This window comes from Burkholderia sp. Bp8984 (genome assembly GCF_003853755.1).
GTDB lineage: Bacteria > Pseudomonadota > Gammaproteobacteria > Burkholderiales > Burkholderiaceae > Burkholderia.
Map to the genome: position 1 here is coordinate 1 of NZ_QTQN01000030.1, position 15,875 is coordinate 15,875.

A 15,875-nucleotide genomic window follows, 5' to 3' on the forward strand; every position below is an offset into this window, starting at 1 on the left:
TCGGGGCGCACCGAAAGCCACGTGATGCTGGTGGACCTGCGCGCGAAGAACATCACGGGCAAGGCAGCGGAAGCGGCGCTCGGCGCGGCGCACATCACGGTGAACAAGAACGCGATCCCGAACGATCCGGAGAAGCCGTTCGTGACGAGCGGCATCCGCCTGGGCTCGCCGGCGATGACGACGCGCGGCTTCGGCACGGCGGAAGCCGAGCAGGTCGGCAACCTGATCGCCGACGTGCTCGAGAACCCGGAAGATGCAGCGACGATCGAGCGCGTGCGCGCGCAAGTGGCCGAGCTGACCAAGCGTTTCCCGGTCTATCGCTGATCCGGCATGCGCTGCCCGTTCTGCCGGCATGAGGACACGCAGGTCGTCGACTCGCGCGTGTCCGAAGATGGCGCCGCGATTCGTCGGCGCCGTCGTTGCTCGGCTTGCGACAAGCGCTTCACGACGTACGAACGGGTCGAGCTGAACCTGCCGGCCGTCGTGAAGAAGGACGGCAGCCGCACGGAATTCGACCGTCGCAAGATCGTCGCCAGCATGCAACTCGCGCTGCGCAAGCGGCCGGTTGCGGCTGACGCGATCGACGCGGCGGTTGCCCGCATCGAATATCAGCTGCTCGCAACCGGCGAGCGTGAAGTGCGTAGCGAGAAGCTCGGCGAGCTCGTGATGAACGAGCTGCGCGGTCTCGATACGATCGCCTATGTCCGTTTCGCGTCGGTTTACCGCCGGTTCGAGGACGTTTCCGAATTTGCCGACGTGATCGAAGAGTTCCGTCGCGCGTCCCCCTCCAAGCCTCCGCGTAAGCGCTGACGCGCTGCGTCCGTTCATCGTCTTCTCCGTGGGTTCAGTTCGCGCCGATTGTGTCGGCTGCGATCGCATGTCGCCAGTCGGCCGTTCGGCCAATGGCGCGCGTTCGCTCGCGTCGCTACAGTCGACGCATCACGTTGACGGAGGGCGATCGCGATGGGACTGCACCGGCAGGGTGTTGAAAAATGCATGCGATGCGGCGGCTTCACGCTCGTCGAGTTGATGGTCGCGATCGCGCTGGCAGCCGCGATCGGACTTTACGCCGCACCCGCATTCGATCAGTGGCGCATGCGCGAACGCGTGGAGGCCCGCGCGCTCGCGCTGCTTGGTGCGCTGTCGTTCGCGCGCACCGAGGCGACGCGTCTCGGCGTGCGTGTCACGCTGTGCAGGGCCGGGCGCGATGGCGACTGCGTGCGGCCCGGCGAGCGGTGCCATCCGGCGGAATGGTCGTGCGGCTGGATCGTCAGCGGGCAGTTCGACGGGCAGTCGCGCGTGCTGCGGCGCTATCCGCGCGATGCCGACGTCGCTATCGCGGGCGCGGCGCACGATCTGGCATTTGCGCCGTCGGCAGGCCAGGTGATCGGCGGGATCCGGCGTTTCGAATTGCGTCCGCAGCGTGCGCTGCCCGGCGATGACGCACGCGTATCGCGCTGCATCCGGATCGCGGCGGGCGGTCGGGCACGCGTCGTCGCCGGTCGTTGCGACGCGGCATGACGTGCGCACGCAAGTCGATGCGCGGCACGTCGCTGCTCGAAGCGGTGCTGGCCATCGCGTTGCTCGCAACCGTGATGCTGGCCGTGGCCGGCAGTCAGCTCGCGATGACGCGCACGCAGCGGGCGACGATCTGGCGTGAACGCGCGCTGTGGCTGGCCGACGCTCGCATCGAGCGCCGGCGCGCGGCGACGGGCGCCGACGACGGCATCGCGGCGCTCGCGGCTGCATCGCTGCCCGGCGGCACGATGACGCTCGACGATGGGCCGGCCGGTGTCCGCTACGTGGTGGTCGGCTGGCGCGACACCAACGCCTACGCGGCGACTTCCACGCGATGTGAAGGTGCGGGCGCTACGGTCAAGCCGGCGTCGTGCGTGCGGATACCGTTTCGGGAGGCCCATGCCGATGCGGACGAACGCTGATCGCCGCAGCCGCGCGCATACGCTGCTCGAAGTGCTGATCGCGATGACCGTCGGCCTGCTCGTGCTTGCCGCGGCCGGTGCGCTGTACCACGCCCAGCGCATCGCGCAGCGGCGCGCGGAAGACGGGTTCCGGATGCGCGATGCGGCCGCGACCGCGCTGATGCTGATCGGCCAGCAGATCCAGATGGCCGGGTTTCGTCCGCTCGATGTCGAAGGGGCGTCATCGCTGCCGCCGGTGTTCGGTTGTTCCGCGGGGCGCGTGCGAGGCGATGGCGCGCAGGTGCGCTGCGAAGCCGTGCGCGCAGCGTCGGATGCGGTGCTGGTTCGGTATGTCGGCGATGCCGTGTCGACGTGGCCGACGGTCGGTGCACAGGTGTCGGATTGTCTCGGGCAGGGTGTCGGCGCTCCCGGTGAGCGGCCGCTCGTGGAAAACCGTTTCGACGCGCATGTCAGCCCGTCGACCGGCGAGCCCGAGTTGTACTGCGAGGGAAGCGGGCGCCCGGGTACGCCGCAGCCCGTCGTGTCCGGCATCGATCAGTTGCGGGTCCGTTACCTGCGTCGCGAAGGCGCGCGGTTCGTCGACGCGGAGGCGATGGGTGCAGGCGACTGGCACGATGTCGTCGCCGTGCATGTATGCGTGCGGGCGCGTGGCGAACCGATTGACGGGCCCGCGCGTCATGTCGATTGCGACGGCCGCACGGCCGTTTCGCGGGATGATCGCGCGCATCTGGTGCTGCATCGAATCGTCGCGTTGCGCAATGCCGCGGTCGCCTTCGCGGATCCCGTCCGTGACGCGGCGCAGGACCACGAGGTAGCGCGATGATCCATGCAACCGGATTCGTCGGCGAGCTTGCGATGCGAATCGCGGCCGTCCGCGCAAGGGGGCGCATCGTTGCTTTCTTCGACTCACGGCAAGCGGTGAGGGCCTCATGCTGAGCGGAAGAACGACGCGCGCACGCTTTCCATCCGCCAGCCGCGGCTGGCGTCGCGACGCGGGCCTTGCACTGCCTGCCGTGATCGCTGTCGGCGCGGCGGTCGCCGCGCTGACCGGTACATGGTTCGAATCCGCGCTGACGGAATCGCGCCGCACGCGTGCATTGTCGGACCGGTTGATTGCATTTCACGCGGCCGACGCAGCACTGGCAGCCTGTACCGCGCGATTGCTCCGCGGCGGGGCGCCGTACATGGACGAACCGCTATCACCCGGCGAGCCGGATGCATGGCGGCGTACGCCCGCGCTGGGCGTCGACGATGCATTCGCGCCGTTCGCCTCCTGGCCGATGGCGGCCCAGCCGCCGCGTTGCCTGATCGAAGCCTGGCGAGGCGTCGGTCCGCAAGGGAGTCGCGCTTACCTCGTCACCGCGCGTGGTGTCGGTGGCCATGCGTCGAGCGTGGTCTGGCTGCAGAGCCAGGTCGCGCTGCGCGACGGACGCATCGTGGCGCAGCGCTGGCGTCGCGTCGCGGCGGTGCATCGATGAAAGCGCCTGGATTGCTGCGCCGGTTGGCGGCGTTCACGTTGCTCGAACTGATGATCGTGCTTGCGATCGTCGCCGTGCTGGCCGCGTGGGGCGTCCCGTCATATCGCGAACATGTCGCGCGCATGCATCGCGCGTCCGCGGTCGCCGCGCTGTATCGCGCCGCTCAATATCTCGAAACGCTCGACGGCCCGGCGCCGCAGACGTTGCCGGACGCATACGCACAGGCACCGCCGGACGGGCAGGCGATTTACCGCGTGGGGCTGAAACGATCGGTCGGCGACGATGCGCAGGTCGTCTACGAACTCGTTGCGAACCCGCTCGAGGCAGGCCCGATGCGCGCCGATGCATGCGGCGCATTCACGCTGCGTTCGGACGGCACGAAAGGCAATACGGGATCGAGCGACGCAGCGTCCGAGACACTGGAGCGGACATGCTGGGGCGTGCGCTGATCGCCCGATTACCCGATCGTCCGATCACGCACGGAAAAACGCGCACCGCCGGATGGCCGTGCACGCCCGTCGTTGCGTATCAGTCGTCGCTCGCGGCCATTGCGCGTTCATCGCGCGACTGTTTCCAGATCCGGTAGAACTCCCACGCGGCGAAGCCGACGGTGCCCCACTTCAGCGCGGGGCCCGCGCTCGCGCGCAGCAGCGATCGAATGGGTTTCGCCAGCACGAGCGACGCGAGCGAACTCAGCATCGGATACTGATTGACGAGCTGGCCGAGGTTCGCGTTCAGGTTCTTGGCGGACTGGCTCAACTTGCCGCTCGACAGGCCGGGGATGAACACCTTGAGCCAACTGAAGCGCGTGACGGCGTGGCGCATTTCGGCGGCGGCTTCGGCAAGCTCGAGCCGCTCGACCTCGGATCGCAGGATCAGCAATTCCTTGCGGAGCGCGCGATGCTGCGACGCGCTCCACTTCGATCGCGACGAATGGGGGCGGGGCGAGTGGCCCGTGACGTTCTGGCTCATGGCGCGTCGGCGAAGTAGGTGAGAGGGGTGAACGCGACTGCGTTCACGGCTTGCCGCGGAAAGCCTCGCGGTCTTTCTCGAGCTCGGCGAGCGTTGCTTCGAACACGGTCGGCGCCTCGCGCAGGCCCGTGCGCGCCTTCAGCGCACATGCGATACCGGCGATCGCGTACAGCGCGGTGATGACCGCGAGCGATTGCCACCGGTAGGTGTCCCAGAACGCGATCGTGACGAGCACGGTCAGGCTGATGAGCGCCATCGTCGCGAGCATCATGGCCGCGAGCCCGAGGAACAGCACGCCCATCAGGCGTTCCTTCTCCTCGGCGAGTTCGATGCCGACCAGTTCGAGGCGCGTCTGCAGCAGGCCGATCGCGGAGCCGACGAAGCGGCGCAACGGTCCCTGGCCGGACGGCTGCGAGTGGGTGTCTGTCGTCATGAATAAGGCGCTTGCGCGCGCAGTGAGCGTCTAGGTCAAAGCTGGCCGGCGGCGAACCGCCGGCCGGCTTCGGCGCCCATGTGCCGCACCGGGCGGCGCATGGGGCGGAACGGCGCCGAGCGCGTTACTTGCGGTTGATCAGCAGGCCGATCAGCACACCGACGCCGGCGGCGACGCCGATCGACGTCCACGGATGCTCGTGCACGTAGTCGTCGGTCGCGCGCGCGGCCTTCTTGCCTTTCTCGACCACCACGACCTGGACGTCGGTTGCCTTTTCCTTGGCCTGCTTCAGGCGCGACAGGGCTTTTTCGCGCAGTTCGGCCGCACGGTCGCCCGTGCTGCTCGCCGCTTGCTTAAGCAGATCCTCGGCGTCCGCGAGAACGGTTTTGATATCCGACATCAGTTTCTCCTTGTTGATTTCCGACATTGCAACTCCCTTCATGCTGTCATGCTGCAGGTTCACATCCTAGCGAAACGCCTGCCCGCTGGCGAGCCGGGACAAATAAACGGCGGCAGTGCAAGACTGCATGGTAAACGACTCGTAATCGTCAACAGAGCTTCAGACGATACGAAAAGTTTCCCTGGGCGCCATTCGTGCCGCGCCGCCACCCGGCAAAAATGACAAAAAAGTATGAATATCAAACGTAATAATCGTTCGCATGTCTCATTGCTTCCCGTAAGCTGATGGACTGTCCCGCGCCATCCAGCGCGCGGTTTCAACCAGCATCGTTCGAGGAGGGAACATCATGAGTCTGCGTCTTGGCGACATCGCACCGGATTTCGAGCAGGAATCGAGCCTGGGCCCCATCAAGTTTCACGAGTGGCTGGGCGACAGCTGGGGTGTCCTGTTCTCGCACCCGGCCGATTACACGCCGGTGTGCACGACTGAACTCGGGCTGACCTCGAAGCTGAAGGGCGAATTCGAGAAACGCAACGTGAAGGTGATCGCGCTGTCGGTCGACGGCGTCGAATCGCACAAGGGCTGGATCAACGACATCAACGAAACGCAGTCGACCGTGGTCGGTTTCCCGATCATCGCCGACGCGGACCGCAAGGTTTCGCAGCTGTACGACATGATCCACCCGAACGCGAACGAAACGCTGACGGTGCGCTCGCTGTTCGTGATCGACCCGAACAAGAAGGTGCGGCTCACCATCACCTATCCGGCCAGCACCGGCCGTAACTTCGACGAAGTGTTGCGCGTGATCGACTCGCTGCAGCTGACCGACAATTACAAGGTCGCGACGCCCGGCAACTGGAAGGACGGCGACGACGTCGTGATCGTGCCGTCGCTGCAGGATCCGGAAGAGCTGAAGAAACGCTTCCCGAAGGGTTTCAACGCCGTGCGGCCGTACCTGCGCCTCACGCCGCAGCCGAACAAGTAAGGAGCGGCTGCCGCATCGGCGGCGCGTGACGAACGCGCGTCGATGAAAACGGCCCGCCCGGCAGCGATGCCGGGCGGGCCGTGTCGTTTCAGCGGCGACGATGCGGCGCGAAGGGCGCCGCGCCGCGCATCAGAATGATCAGAAGAATGCCTGGATGCCCGTCTGGGCGCGGCCGAGGATCAGCGCATGGATGTCGTGCGTGCCTTCGTACGTATTCACCACTTCGAGGTTCACGAGGTGGCGCGCGACGCCGAATTCGTCCGAGATGCCGTTGCCGCCGAGCATGTCGCGCGCGAGCCGCGCGATGTCGAGTGCCTTGCCGCACGAGTTGCGCTTCATGATCGACGTGATCTCGACGGCCGCCGTGCCTTCGTCCTTCATCCGGCCGAGACGCAGCACGCCTTGCAGGCCGAGCGTGATTTCGGTCTGCATGTCGGCGAGCTTCTTCTGGATCAGCTGGTTCGCGGCGAGCGGGCGGCCGAACTGCTTGCGGTCGAGCACGTACTGGCGCGCGGTGTGCCAGCAGGACTCGGCTGCGCCGAGCGCGCCCCAGGCGATCCCGTAGCGCGCCGAGTTCAGGCACGTGAACGGGCCGCGCAGGCCGCTCACGTCGGGCATCAGGTTCTCTTCGGGCACGAACACTTCGTCGAGGACGATCTCGCCGGTGATCGACGCACGCAGCCCGACCTTGCCGTGGATCGCCGGCGCCGACAGTCCCTTCCAGCCCTTCTCGAGAATGAAGCCGCGGATTGCGTCCTTGCCGTTTTCTTCCAGTTTCGCCCACACGACGAACACGTCGGCGATCGGCGAGTTGGTGATCCACATCTTCGCGCCGGACAGCGAATAGCCGCCGGGCACCTTCTTCGCGCGCGTGACCATGCTGCCCGGGTCGGAGCCGTGGTTCGGCTCGGTCAGCCCGAAGCAGCCGATCCATTCGCCGCTCGCGAGCTTCGGCAGGTATTTCTGCTTCTGCGCGTCCGAGCCGAATTCGTGAATCGGCACCATCACGAGCGACGACTGCACGGACATCATCGAGCGGTAGCCGGAGTCGACGCGCTCGACTTCGCGCGCGATCAGCCCGTAGCTCACGTAATTGAGACCGGGGCCGCCGTATTCTTCAGGAATCGTCGGGCCGAGCAGGCCGATCTCGCCCATCTCGCGGAAGATCTCGGCGTCGGTGCGCTCGTGGCGGAACGCTTCGGTCACGCGCGGCGCGAGCTTGTCCCGCGCGTACGCGTGCGCGGCATCGCGCACCATCCGCTCTTCTTCGGTCAGTTGCTGGTCGAGCAGCAGCGGATCGTCCCAATGAAAGGTTGCAGCAGCCATCGTTTCATCTCCTGTCGGCCCCGGGTTGGCGCTTCGCCGCCTGGCCCGATGTCTAAAGTTCGCTTGACTCAGGTTCCGCTGTGCGGAACAATGTTTTGCAAAACGAACCCAGTGTAGCATCAGATGACGCTTTCAACCATCGACGAAACCACGATCGACGAACGCAAGTTTGTCGTTGCGCTCGCGCGCGGGCTCGACCTGCTGCGCGCCTTCCGGCCCGGCGAGACGATGCTCGGCAATCGCGACTTCGCGGAGCGCACCGGGCTGCCGAAGGCGACGGTGAACCGGCTCGCGTACACGCTGACCGTGCTCGGCTACCTGCGCTACGACGAGACGCTCGGAAAGTATGCGCTCGACGCCGGCGTGCTGTCGCTCGGCTACGCGCTGCTGTCCGGCTCGGGCACCCTCGATCTCGCGCGGCCGCACATGCAGGCGCTCGCGCGCGAGATCGGCGCGGCCGTGTCGCTCGGCTGCCGGGACGGGCTCGACATGATCTATCTGGAGACGATCCGCAGCGAAACGGCGCTGACGCTCGGGCTGGCGCCCGGCTCGCGGCTGTCGATGCTGACGAGCTCGATGGGGCGCGCGTACCTGGCCGTGCAGCCGGAGGACGTGCGCCGCGCGCTCTACGCGGATCTGCACCGGGCGGCGGGCGGCGCGGCCGATGCGGATGCACTCGTCGCGGCAGCCCAGGACGCGGTGGCCGAATTCTCCGCGGGCGGATGCTGTTATTCGTTCCGCGCGTGGCACATGGACGTGAACGCGGCGGCCGTGCCGTTTCGCGAGCCGCGCGAGGGGCGCTGGCTGATCCTGAGCTGCAGCGGGCCTGCGTCGTCGATGGACGAGGACGTGTTCCGCACGCAGGTCGGGCCGAAGCTGAAGGCGCTCGCGCAGCGGCTCGGGCAGACGGTCTGAAACAGGCCCTGCGCGGCGTGTCGCCGGGGCGCCCGAGCACGCGAGCGGGCGCGCCGACATCCCGATCCTCACCGCTACCCACTCGCTGAATCGAATCCACGATCCTGCGCGGCGCTCCCCGCGCGCCGGCAGCCACACCGCCAATCAGGCCGTGACGACCTTCGCGAACACCGGCCCCTGCATGAACCGCACGTCGTGCTGGCGCAGCAGCTCGCACTGCGTCTCGTCGACGACGCCGTCGAAAATCAGCGGAATCCGCACGCGCTGCGCATACGCGACCAGCGCCTTCACCATCCCGTCGCGCAGCGCGATGCCCGCATCCATCTTGATGTAGTCGGGCCGCGCCATCTCCGATTCGACCGCGAGGATCCGGCCCGGGTCGGGCAGCTTGTCGGCGACCTTGAAGCCGTGATGCTGGTAGCTACGCGTCAGGTAGCCGAGGAAGGTCTTGTGCGCGACCGCGACGGCCGGCAGCTCGATCACGATCCGCTCGGTCGGCAGCCCGAAGCGCTGCAGCACCGACGAGAAATGCTTGCCGTGGTCGTACTTCACGCTCTTGAGCAGCCGTTCGTGCACGCGCAGGAACAGCAGCCCGTGACGTTGCGCGCCGAAGAAGTTGATCGCGTGCAGCGCGCGCGACAGCCGGTCGATCGCGACGAGCGTCTGGTCGTCGACGGCCGAATCGACCGGGTCGTGCGGCGTGCCCGTGACCAGCGTGACGGCCTGGAAGCCGAGTTCGTCGCCGTAGCGCTCGATCGCGTCCGCGAACGACGTCGACTGCGGCGCGCCGGGCATCGTCACGTCGTAGATCGGTTCATAGGCGCTCGCGAGCGTGCGCTCCGGCAGATTGGCGCACGCGGTGCCGCCCTCGGCGAGCGCAAGGTGTTCCCGCAGATACGGCAGTTGCCCGGCACGGACGACCAGCTCGGGAATGTTGGGCGGAATCATCGGCGTGGGAAGGAAAAAATGGCGGCCGAAAGGGCCGCCTCATCTCTCGATATTAGCAGCGCGAGCCCGGCTCGGCTTGGCGTTTCGCTCATATGGTTATCCCGTTCCGAAACCGGCGGCTAGGGTTTACGTTGATTTCACTATTCGTAATTGGTTTTACTATTCGTAAATCCAAGAATGTGTCGCCGATCAAGAAAAGCGGCGTTCGGGCGCCCGCAGCGGTGCCGTTTCCCGAATCGGATCAACAGGAAGCAAGGAGCGAGACGTGGCGGTTGACAGGAAGTGGACGGAACAGGGCGGGCCGCGGCGGCGGCGGGCAACGGGCCTGAGCGGAACGACGCTGCGCGCGCCGGCATGCGCACGGCAGGGTTGAGGAGCGGATGGCGACCATGAGCATCGATTACCAGACGCTGAAGTTCGACTACCGGCCGCGCGCGACGCGCGCCGCCGGCGATGACGCGACCCTCCACCCGGTGATCGTCGTCGGCGCGGGCCCGGTGGGCCTGTCGGCCGCGATCGACCTGGCGCAGCAGGGTGTGCCGGTCGTGCTGCTCGACGACGACGACACGCTGTCGACGGGCTCGCGCGCGATCTGCTTCGCGAAGCGCACGCTCGAGATCTTCGACCGGCTCGGCTGCGGCGAGCGCTTCGTCGACAAGGGCGTGAGCTGGCATGTAGGCAAGGTGTTCCTGCAGGACGAACAGCTGTATGCGTTCGACCTGCTGCCGGAGGAAGGCCACGCGCGTCCCGCGTTCATCAACCTGCAGCAGTACTACGTCGAAGGCTATCTGGCCGAGCGCGCGTTCGCGCTGCCCAACCTCGACATTCGCTGGAAGCACAAGGTGACGGGTGTCGCGCAATCGGCGGAACACGCGACGCTCACCGTCGAGACGCCGGAAGGGATCGAGACGCTGCGCGCGCAATACGTGATCGCGGCCGACGGCTCGCGCAGCCCGATGCGCGCGGCGATGGGCCTCGAGAGCCGCGGCCGCACGTTCAAGGACCGCTTCCTGATCGCCGACGTGAAGATGAAGGCGGAATTCCCGACCGAACGCTGGTTCTGGTTCGATCCGCCGTTCCATCGCAACCAGTCGGTGCTGCTGCACCGCCAGCCCGACAACGTGTGGCGCATCGACTTCCAGCTCGGCTGGGACGCCGATCCGGTCGCCGAGAAGCAGCCGGAACGCGTGATCCCGCGCGTGCGCGCGCTGCTCGGGCCGGACGTCGAGTTCGAGCTCGAATGGGTGAGCGTCTATACGTTCCGCTGCCAGCGGATGGACACGTTCCGTCATGGCCGCGTGCTGTTCGCGGGCGATTCCGCGCACGGCGTGTCGCCGTTCGGTGCGCGCGGCGCGAACAGCGGCGTGCAGGACGCGGACAACCTCGCGTGGAAGCTGAAGCTCGTGCTCGACGGCCGCGCGCACGACCGCCTGCTCGACACCTACGCGAGCGAGCGCGAGTTCGCGGCCGACGAGAACATCCGCAATTCGACGCGCTCGACCGATTTCATCACGCCGAAGAGCGCGGTGTCGCGCGTGTTCCGCGACGCGACGCTGAAGCTAGCGCGCGACTGCGAATTCGCGCGCAAGCTCGTGAACAGCGGCCGCCTGTCGGTGCCTGCCGTGCTGACCGATTCGCCGCTGAACACGCCGGACCGCAACGGCGACGCGTTCGCGTGCGCGATGCGGCCGGGCGCGGCGGCGGCCGATGCGCCGGTGCGCGCGCAGGGTGCGTCCGGCTGGCTGCTGCGGCATCTGGGCGACGGCTTCGCGGGCATGCTGTTCGGGCTGCCGGGCGACGCCGCCGCGCTCGCGCAGGCGCTCGACGGCCTCGCGCTGCCGGTGCGGCCGGTGCTGGTCGTGCCGGCCGGGCATGCGCAACCGGTGGCCGGCGTCGACGTCGTGGAGGACGTCGACGGTTTCGTCGCGCAACGCTACGACGCGAAGCCCGGCACGTTCTACCTGCTGCGTCCCGACCAGCACGTCTGTGCACGGATGCGCACGCTCGAGCGCCAGGCGATCGCCGACGCACTGGCGCGCGCGACCTGCGCACGCGCAACCGCGCATTGACTACGACAACGATACCGGAGACACCCGTCATGCCCCGACTCGACACCCGCCCGCGCCTGGCCGATCCGGACGCGTTCTACGAAGCGCTGATCGACATGCATCGCGACCTGTCGGACGCCGACAGCCAGCTCGTCAACGCGAAGCTGATCCTGCTGCTCGCGAACCAGATCGGCGACGCCGACGTGCTGCGCGAAGCGATGGCGCTCGCGCGCCAGGGCGTGACGCCGCCCGTGCATCCGGCCGCCGAGGCGGCGCAATGAGCGCGGCGCCGGCCGACGCGCGCGTGCTCGAAGTCGAGCGCGTGATCGACGACACGCATCGCCCGGGCTTTCACTGGATGCTGCTCGTGTTGTGCGGGCTGTGTCTCGTGATCGACGGCTTCGATGCGCAGGCGATGGGGTATGTCGCGCCGAGCGTGATCGCCGAATGGGGCGTGCCGAAGCAGGCGCTCGGGCCCGTGTTCAGCGCGAGCCTGTTCGGGATGCTGCTCGGCGCGCTCGGGTTGTCGGTGCTGGCCGACCGGATCGGGCGGCGCCCGGTGCTGATCGGCTCGACGCTGTTCTTCGCGGTGACGATGCTCGCGACGCCGTTCGCGGGTTCGATCCCGGTGCTGATGGCGCTGCGCTTCGTCACGGGCCTCGGCCTCGGCTGCATCATGCCGAACGCGATGGCGCTGGTCGGCGAGTTCAGCCCGGCCGCCCATCGCGTGAAGCGGATGATGATCGTGTCGTGCGGCTTCACGCTCGGCGCCGCGCTCGGCGGCTTCATCAGCGCCGCGCTGATTCCGGCGCTCGGCTGGCGCTCGGTGTTCTTCGTCGGCGGCGCGGTGCCGCTGGTGCTGACGCTCGCGATGTTCGCGCGGCTGCCCGAATCGCTGCAGTTCCTGGTGCTGAAAGGGCGCGACGCGCAGGCACGCGCCTGGCTCGCGCGCTTCGCGCCGCAGGCCGGCATCGACGCGACCACGCGCCTCGTCGTGCGCGAGCGCGCGGCGAGCGGCGCGCCGGTCGCCGAGCTGTTCCGTCATGGCCGCCTGCCGGTCACGCTGCTGCTGTGGGCAATCAGCTTCATGAACCTGATCGACCTGTACTTCCTGTCGAACTGGCTGCCGACGGTGATGCGCGACGCGGGCTATTCGCCGGGCACGGCGGTGATCGTCGGCACGGTGCTGCAGACGGGCGGCGTGATCGGCACGCTGTCGCTCGGCTGGTTCATCGAACGCTACGGCTTCGTGCGCGTGCTGTTCGCGTGCTTCGCATGCGCGGCCGTGTCGGTGGGGCTGATCGGCTCGGTCGCGCATGCGCTGCCGTGGCTGCTGCTCGTCGTGTTCGCCGGCGGGTTCTGCGTGGTCGGCGGGCAGCCGGCCGTGAACGCGCTCGCGGGCCAGTATTACCCGACGTCGCTGCGCTCGACCGGCATCGGCTGGAGCCTCGGCATCGGCCGGATCGGCTCGGTGCTCGGGCCGCTCGTCGGCGGACAACTGATTGCGCTCAACTGGACCAACGGCGCGCTGTTCCATGCGGCCGCGGTGCCCGTGCTGTGCTCGGCGCTGTTCGTGCTGGGCCTGGCCGGCGTCACGCGGCGCAGCGGGGCGCAGGCGCCGAACGCCGCCTTGAATTGATGGAGAAAGGAAACGATGACGCTTGACCTGTCGAAACCGGCGACCGCCGGCTACCTGAGCGGATTCGCGAACGAATTCGCGACCGAGGCGCTGCCCGGCGCGCTGCCGCACGGCCGCAACTCGCCGCAGCGCGCGCCGTACGGGCTGTATGCGGAGCAGCTGTCGGGCACCGCGTTTACCGCACCGCGCAGCCACAACCGCCGCTCGTGGCTGTACCGGATCCGGCCGGCGGCCGTGCACCGGCCGTTCGAGCCGTTCACGGGCCCGCAGTGGCTCGTGTCGGAATTCGGCGATTCGGCCGACGTGCCGCCGACGCCGCCGAACCAGCTGCGCTGGGATCCGCTGCCGATGCCGGTCGAGCCGACCGATTTCGTCGAAGGGTTCGTGACGATGGCCGGCAACGGCTCGGCGGCCGCGATGAACGGCTGTGCGATCCACCTGTACGCGGCGAACCGCTCGATGCAGGACCGCTTTTTCTACAGCGCCGACGGCGAGCTGCTGATCGTGCCGCAGCAGGGGCGGCTCTTCATCGCGACCGAATTCGGCCGGCTCGACGTCGAGCCGTTCGAGATCGCGGTGATTCCGCGCGGCGTGCGTTTTTCCGTCGCGCTGCCGGACGGCGATGCGCGCGGCTACATCTGCGAGAACTTCGGCGCGCTGCTGCGCCTGCCGGACCTCGGCCCCATCGGTTCGAACGGCCTCGCGAACCCGCGCGATTTCCTCACGCCGCAGGCCGCGTACGAGGATCGCGAGGGCGCGTTCGAGCTGGTCGCGAAGCTGAACGGGCGCCTGTGGCGCGCGGACATCGGCCATTCGCCGTTCGACGTCGTCGCGTGGCACGGCAACTACGCGCCGTACAAATACGACCTGCGCCTGTTCAACACGATCGGCTCGATCAGCTTCGACCATCCCGATCCGTCGATCTTTCTCGTGCTGCAGTCGCCCAGCGACACGCCGGGCGTCGACACGATCGACTTCGTGATCTTCCCGCCGCGCTGGCTCGCGGCCGAGGATACGTTCCGCCCGCCCTGGTTCCACCGCAACGTCGCGAGCGAGTTCATGGGGCTCGTGCACGGCGCGTACGACGCGAAGGCCGAAGGCTTCGTGCCGGGTGGCGCGAGCCTGCACAACTGCATGTCGGGCCACGGGCCGGACGCGGACACGTTCGAGAAGGCGTCGGCGAGCGACACGACGAAGCCGCACAAGGTCGACGCGACGATGGCGTTCATGTTCGAAACCCGCACGCTGATCCGGCCGACGCGCTATGCGCTCGACACCGCGCAGCTGCAGGCCGACTACTTCGAATGCTGGCAAGGCATCAGGAAACACTTCAATCCGGAGCAACGATGAGCGATACCCAAGACTGGCGCGCGACGCTCGACCCGGCTCGCAAGAGCTGGGTCGAGACGGCGAACGATCCCGCCTGCGATTTCCCGATCCAGAACCTGCCGTTCGGGATCTTCAGCGATGCGAAGCAACCGGCGCGCCGCGCGGGCGTCGCGCTCGGCGACCAGATCGTCGACCTCGCCGCGCTCGCGCGTGCGGGCCTCGTGACGCTGCCGGCCGGCGCCGACGTGTTCGCCGCGCCGACGCTCAATGCGTTCATCGCGCTCGGCCGCGATGCGTGGCGCAGCGTGCGTGTGCAACTGTCGACGCTGTTTTCGCGCGACGACGCGCGACTGCGCGATGACGCTGCGTTGCGCGCGCAAGCGCTCGTCGCACAGCGCGATGCGACGCTGCACCTGCCGGTCGACATTCCCGGCTACACCGATTTCTATTCGTCGAAGGAGCATGCGACCAACGTCGGCTCGATGTTTCGCGATCCGAAGAATGCGCTGCTGCCGAACTGGTCGGAGATGCCGATCGGCTACAACGGCCGTGCGTCGTCGGTGGTCGTGAGCGGCACGCCGGTGCGGCGCCCGAATGGGCAGCTGAAGCTGCCCGACCAGGAGCGTCCGGTGTTCGGCGCGTGCCGCAAGCTCGACATCGAACTGGAGACGGGCTTCATCGTCGGCCGCGGCAATGCGCTCGGCGAGCCGATCGCGTGCGAGGATGCCGAAGCGCACATCTTCGGGATGGTGCTGCTGAACGACTGGAGCGCGCGCGACATCCAGCAGTGGGAATACGTGCCGCTCGGCCCGTTCAACTCGAAGGGCTTCGCGACGACGATCTCGCCCTGGATCGTCACGCTCGACGCGCTCGAACCGTTTCGCGTCGCGCAGCCCGAACAGTCGCCGCAGCCGCTCGCGTATCTGCGGCACGCGGGCAAGCATGCATTCGACATCGCGCTCGAAGTGACGCTGCGCGCCGAAGGTGCGCCCGAAGCGACGTCGATCTGCCGCACCAACTTCAGGCACATGTACTGGACGATGGCGCAGCAGCTCGCGCATCACACGGTCGCAGGCTGCAACACGCGCGTGGGCGACCTGATGGGTTCGGGCACGATCAGCGGGCCGACGAAGGATTCGTTCGGCAGCCTGCTCGAACTGACGTGGAACGGCAAGGAGCCGCTCGCGCTGAACGGCGGCGGCAGCCGCGCGTTCATCGAGGACGGCGACGAGCTCACGCTCGCCGGGTGGTGCCAGGGCGATGGTTATCGCGTCGGCTTCGGCACCTGTGCCGGCAAGATCCTTCCCGCGCGGGGCGCGTGACGGATCGCGGCGCGACACGTAGCGCGTAGTCCGGAAGGACAGGGCGGCCCGCATTAAGTGGGCCGTTTTCGTTTTGTCGGCGGGGCGCGCGTGTGCGTCGATGCGTGCTGGTGGGTGATGCTGCGCACGCGTTTCAGTGT

At 67.8% G+C, this 15,875-nt stretch carries 18 protein-coding genes and 1 pseudogene; 14 read left to right on the top strand and 5 right to left on the bottom strand.

Going from position 1 to position 15,875, the window contains the following annotated elements:
• The 7 genes and pseudogenes from glyA to DID98_RS26170 all read left to right on the top strand — a co-directional run.
• A pseudogene (gene glyA / locus DID98_RS26140) lies at positions 1-324 on the top strand (serine hydroxymethyltransferase); the annotation flags it as partial.
• Between the two features lie 6 nt (positions 325-330).
• Complete coding sequence (gene nrdR, locus DID98_RS26145) at positions 331-810, top strand: transcriptional regulator NrdR (RefSeq protein WP_006760615.1); 480 nt, start codon at positions 331-333, stop codon at positions 808-810.
• Between the two features lie 153 nt (positions 811-963).
• A complete protein-coding gene (locus tag DID98_RS26150) occupies positions 964-1,521 on the top strand; it encodes a GspH/FimT family pseudopilin (RefSeq protein WP_124571654.1) in 558 nt (185 codons plus the stop codon).
• Positions 1,518-1,940: a hypothetical protein gene (locus DID98_RS26155; RefSeq protein ID WP_044844097.1), complete on the top strand. Its 423-nt coding sequence runs from the start codon at positions 1,518-1,520 to the stop codon at positions 1,938-1,940. The genes DID98_RS26150 and DID98_RS26155 overlap by 4 nt, the downstream gene beginning before the upstream one ends.
• Positions 1,924-2,763 (top strand): PilW family protein, encoded by an 840-nt coding sequence (locus DID98_RS26160; protein ID WP_124571655.1) that lies wholly within the window; start codon positions 1,924-1,926, stop codon positions 2,761-2,763. The genes DID98_RS26155 and DID98_RS26160 overlap by 17 nt, the downstream gene beginning before the upstream one ends.
• A 106-nt stretch (positions 2,764-2,869) precedes the next feature.
• The gene (locus tag DID98_RS26165; protein WP_124488706.1) at positions 2,870-3,418 is read left to right on the top strand and encodes a pilus assembly protein; all 549 of its coding nucleotides are present in this window, start codon (positions 2,870-2,872) and stop codon (positions 3,416-3,418) included.
• Positions 3,415-3,867 (top strand): type IV pilin protein, encoded by a 453-nt coding sequence (locus tag DID98_RS26170; RefSeq protein ID WP_124571656.1) that lies wholly within the window; start codon positions 3,415-3,417, stop codon positions 3,865-3,867. The genes DID98_RS26165 and DID98_RS26170 overlap by 4 nt, the downstream gene beginning before the upstream one ends.
• Positions 3,868-3,946: 79 nt before the next feature.
• Here the strand turns inward: DID98_RS26170 and DID98_RS26175 are convergent, their stop codons facing one another.
• The 3 genes from DID98_RS26175 to DID98_RS26185 all read right to left on the bottom strand — a co-directional run bounded on the left by DID98_RS26175 (position 3,947) and on the right by DID98_RS26185 (position 5,250).
• The gene (locus DID98_RS26175) at positions 3,947-4,390 is read right to left on the bottom strand and encodes a DUF3318 domain-containing protein (protein WP_124571657.1); all 444 of its coding nucleotides are present in this window, start codon (positions 4,388-4,390) and stop codon (positions 3,947-3,949) included.
• A gap of 43 nt (positions 4,391-4,433) precedes the next feature.
• On the bottom strand, positions 4,434-4,823 hold the full coding sequence (locus tag DID98_RS26180; protein ID WP_044844100.1) for a phage holin family protein: 390 nt from the start codon (positions 4,821-4,823) through the stop codon (positions 4,434-4,436).
• Positions 4,824-4,947: 124 nt separating this feature from the next.
• On the bottom strand, positions 4,948-5,250 hold the full coding sequence (locus tag DID98_RS26185) for a YqjD family protein (RefSeq protein WP_044844101.1): 303 nt from the start codon (positions 5,248-5,250) through the stop codon (positions 4,948-4,950).
• A 319-nt stretch (positions 5,251-5,569) separates the two neighbouring features.
• On the opposite strand from DID98_RS26185, the gene DID98_RS26190 reads away from it, so the two are divergent.
• A complete protein-coding gene (locus tag DID98_RS26190) occupies positions 5,570-6,208 on the top strand; it encodes a peroxiredoxin (RefSeq protein WP_034182833.1) in 639 nt (212 codons plus the stop codon).
• A 138-nt stretch (positions 6,209-6,346) separates the two neighbouring features.
• On the opposite strand, the gene DID98_RS26195 is transcribed toward DID98_RS26190, so the two are convergent.
• Positions 6,347-7,534, bottom strand: coding sequence for an acyl-CoA dehydrogenase (locus tag DID98_RS26195; RefSeq protein ID WP_044844102.1), 1,188 nt, complete (start codon positions 7,532-7,534; stop codon positions 6,347-6,349).
• A gap of 123 nt (positions 7,535-7,657) precedes the next feature.
• On the opposite strand from DID98_RS26195, the gene DID98_RS26200 reads away from it, so the two are divergent.
• Positions 7,658-8,449, top strand: coding sequence for an IclR family transcriptional regulator (locus DID98_RS26200; RefSeq protein WP_044844103.1), 792 nt, complete (start codon positions 7,658-7,660; stop codon positions 8,447-8,449).
• A 144-nt stretch (positions 8,450-8,593) separates the two neighbouring features.
• On the opposite strand, the gene DID98_RS26205 is transcribed toward DID98_RS26200, so the two are convergent.
• Positions 8,594-9,397, bottom strand: a complete 804-nt coding sequence (locus DID98_RS26205) for an EAL domain-containing protein (RefSeq protein WP_044844104.1) — start codon at positions 9,395-9,397, stop codon at positions 8,594-8,596.
• A gap of 380 nt (positions 9,398-9,777) precedes the next feature.
• Here DID98_RS26205 and DID98_RS26215 point away from each other — a divergent pair, with 380 nt between their 5' ends.
• Genes DID98_RS26215 through fahA form a run of 5 tightly spaced genes read left to right on the top strand, consistent with a single transcriptional unit; the run spans position 9,778 to position 15,735 of the window.
• Entirely contained in the window at positions 9,778-11,466 is a 1,689-nt protein-coding gene (locus DID98_RS26215; protein ID WP_124571658.1) for an FAD-dependent oxidoreductase, read from the top strand.
• 29 nt (positions 11,467-11,495) lie between these two features.
• Positions 11,496-11,726: a DUF2783 domain-containing protein gene (locus tag DID98_RS26220; RefSeq protein ID WP_044844106.1), complete on the top strand. Its 231-nt coding sequence runs from the start codon at positions 11,496-11,498 to the stop codon at positions 11,724-11,726.
• Positions 11,723-13,084, top strand: a complete 1,362-nt coding sequence (locus tag DID98_RS26225) for an MFS transporter (RefSeq protein ID WP_124571659.1) — start codon at positions 11,723-11,725, stop codon at positions 13,082-13,084. Before DID98_RS26220 ends, DID98_RS26225 begins: the two co-directional genes overlap by 4 nt.
• A gap of 15 nt (positions 13,085-13,099) precedes the next feature.
• Positions 13,100-14,434 (top strand): homogentisate 1,2-dioxygenase, encoded by a 1,335-nt coding sequence (gene hmgA, locus DID98_RS26230; RefSeq protein WP_124571660.1) that lies wholly within the window; start codon positions 13,100-13,102, stop codon positions 14,432-14,434.
• Entirely contained in the window at positions 14,431-15,735 is a 1,305-nt protein-coding gene (gene fahA / locus DID98_RS26235; protein WP_124488714.1) for a fumarylacetoacetase, read from the top strand. Before hmgA ends, fahA begins: the two co-directional genes overlap by 4 nt.
• Positions 15,736-15,875 lie beyond the last annotated feature (140 nt).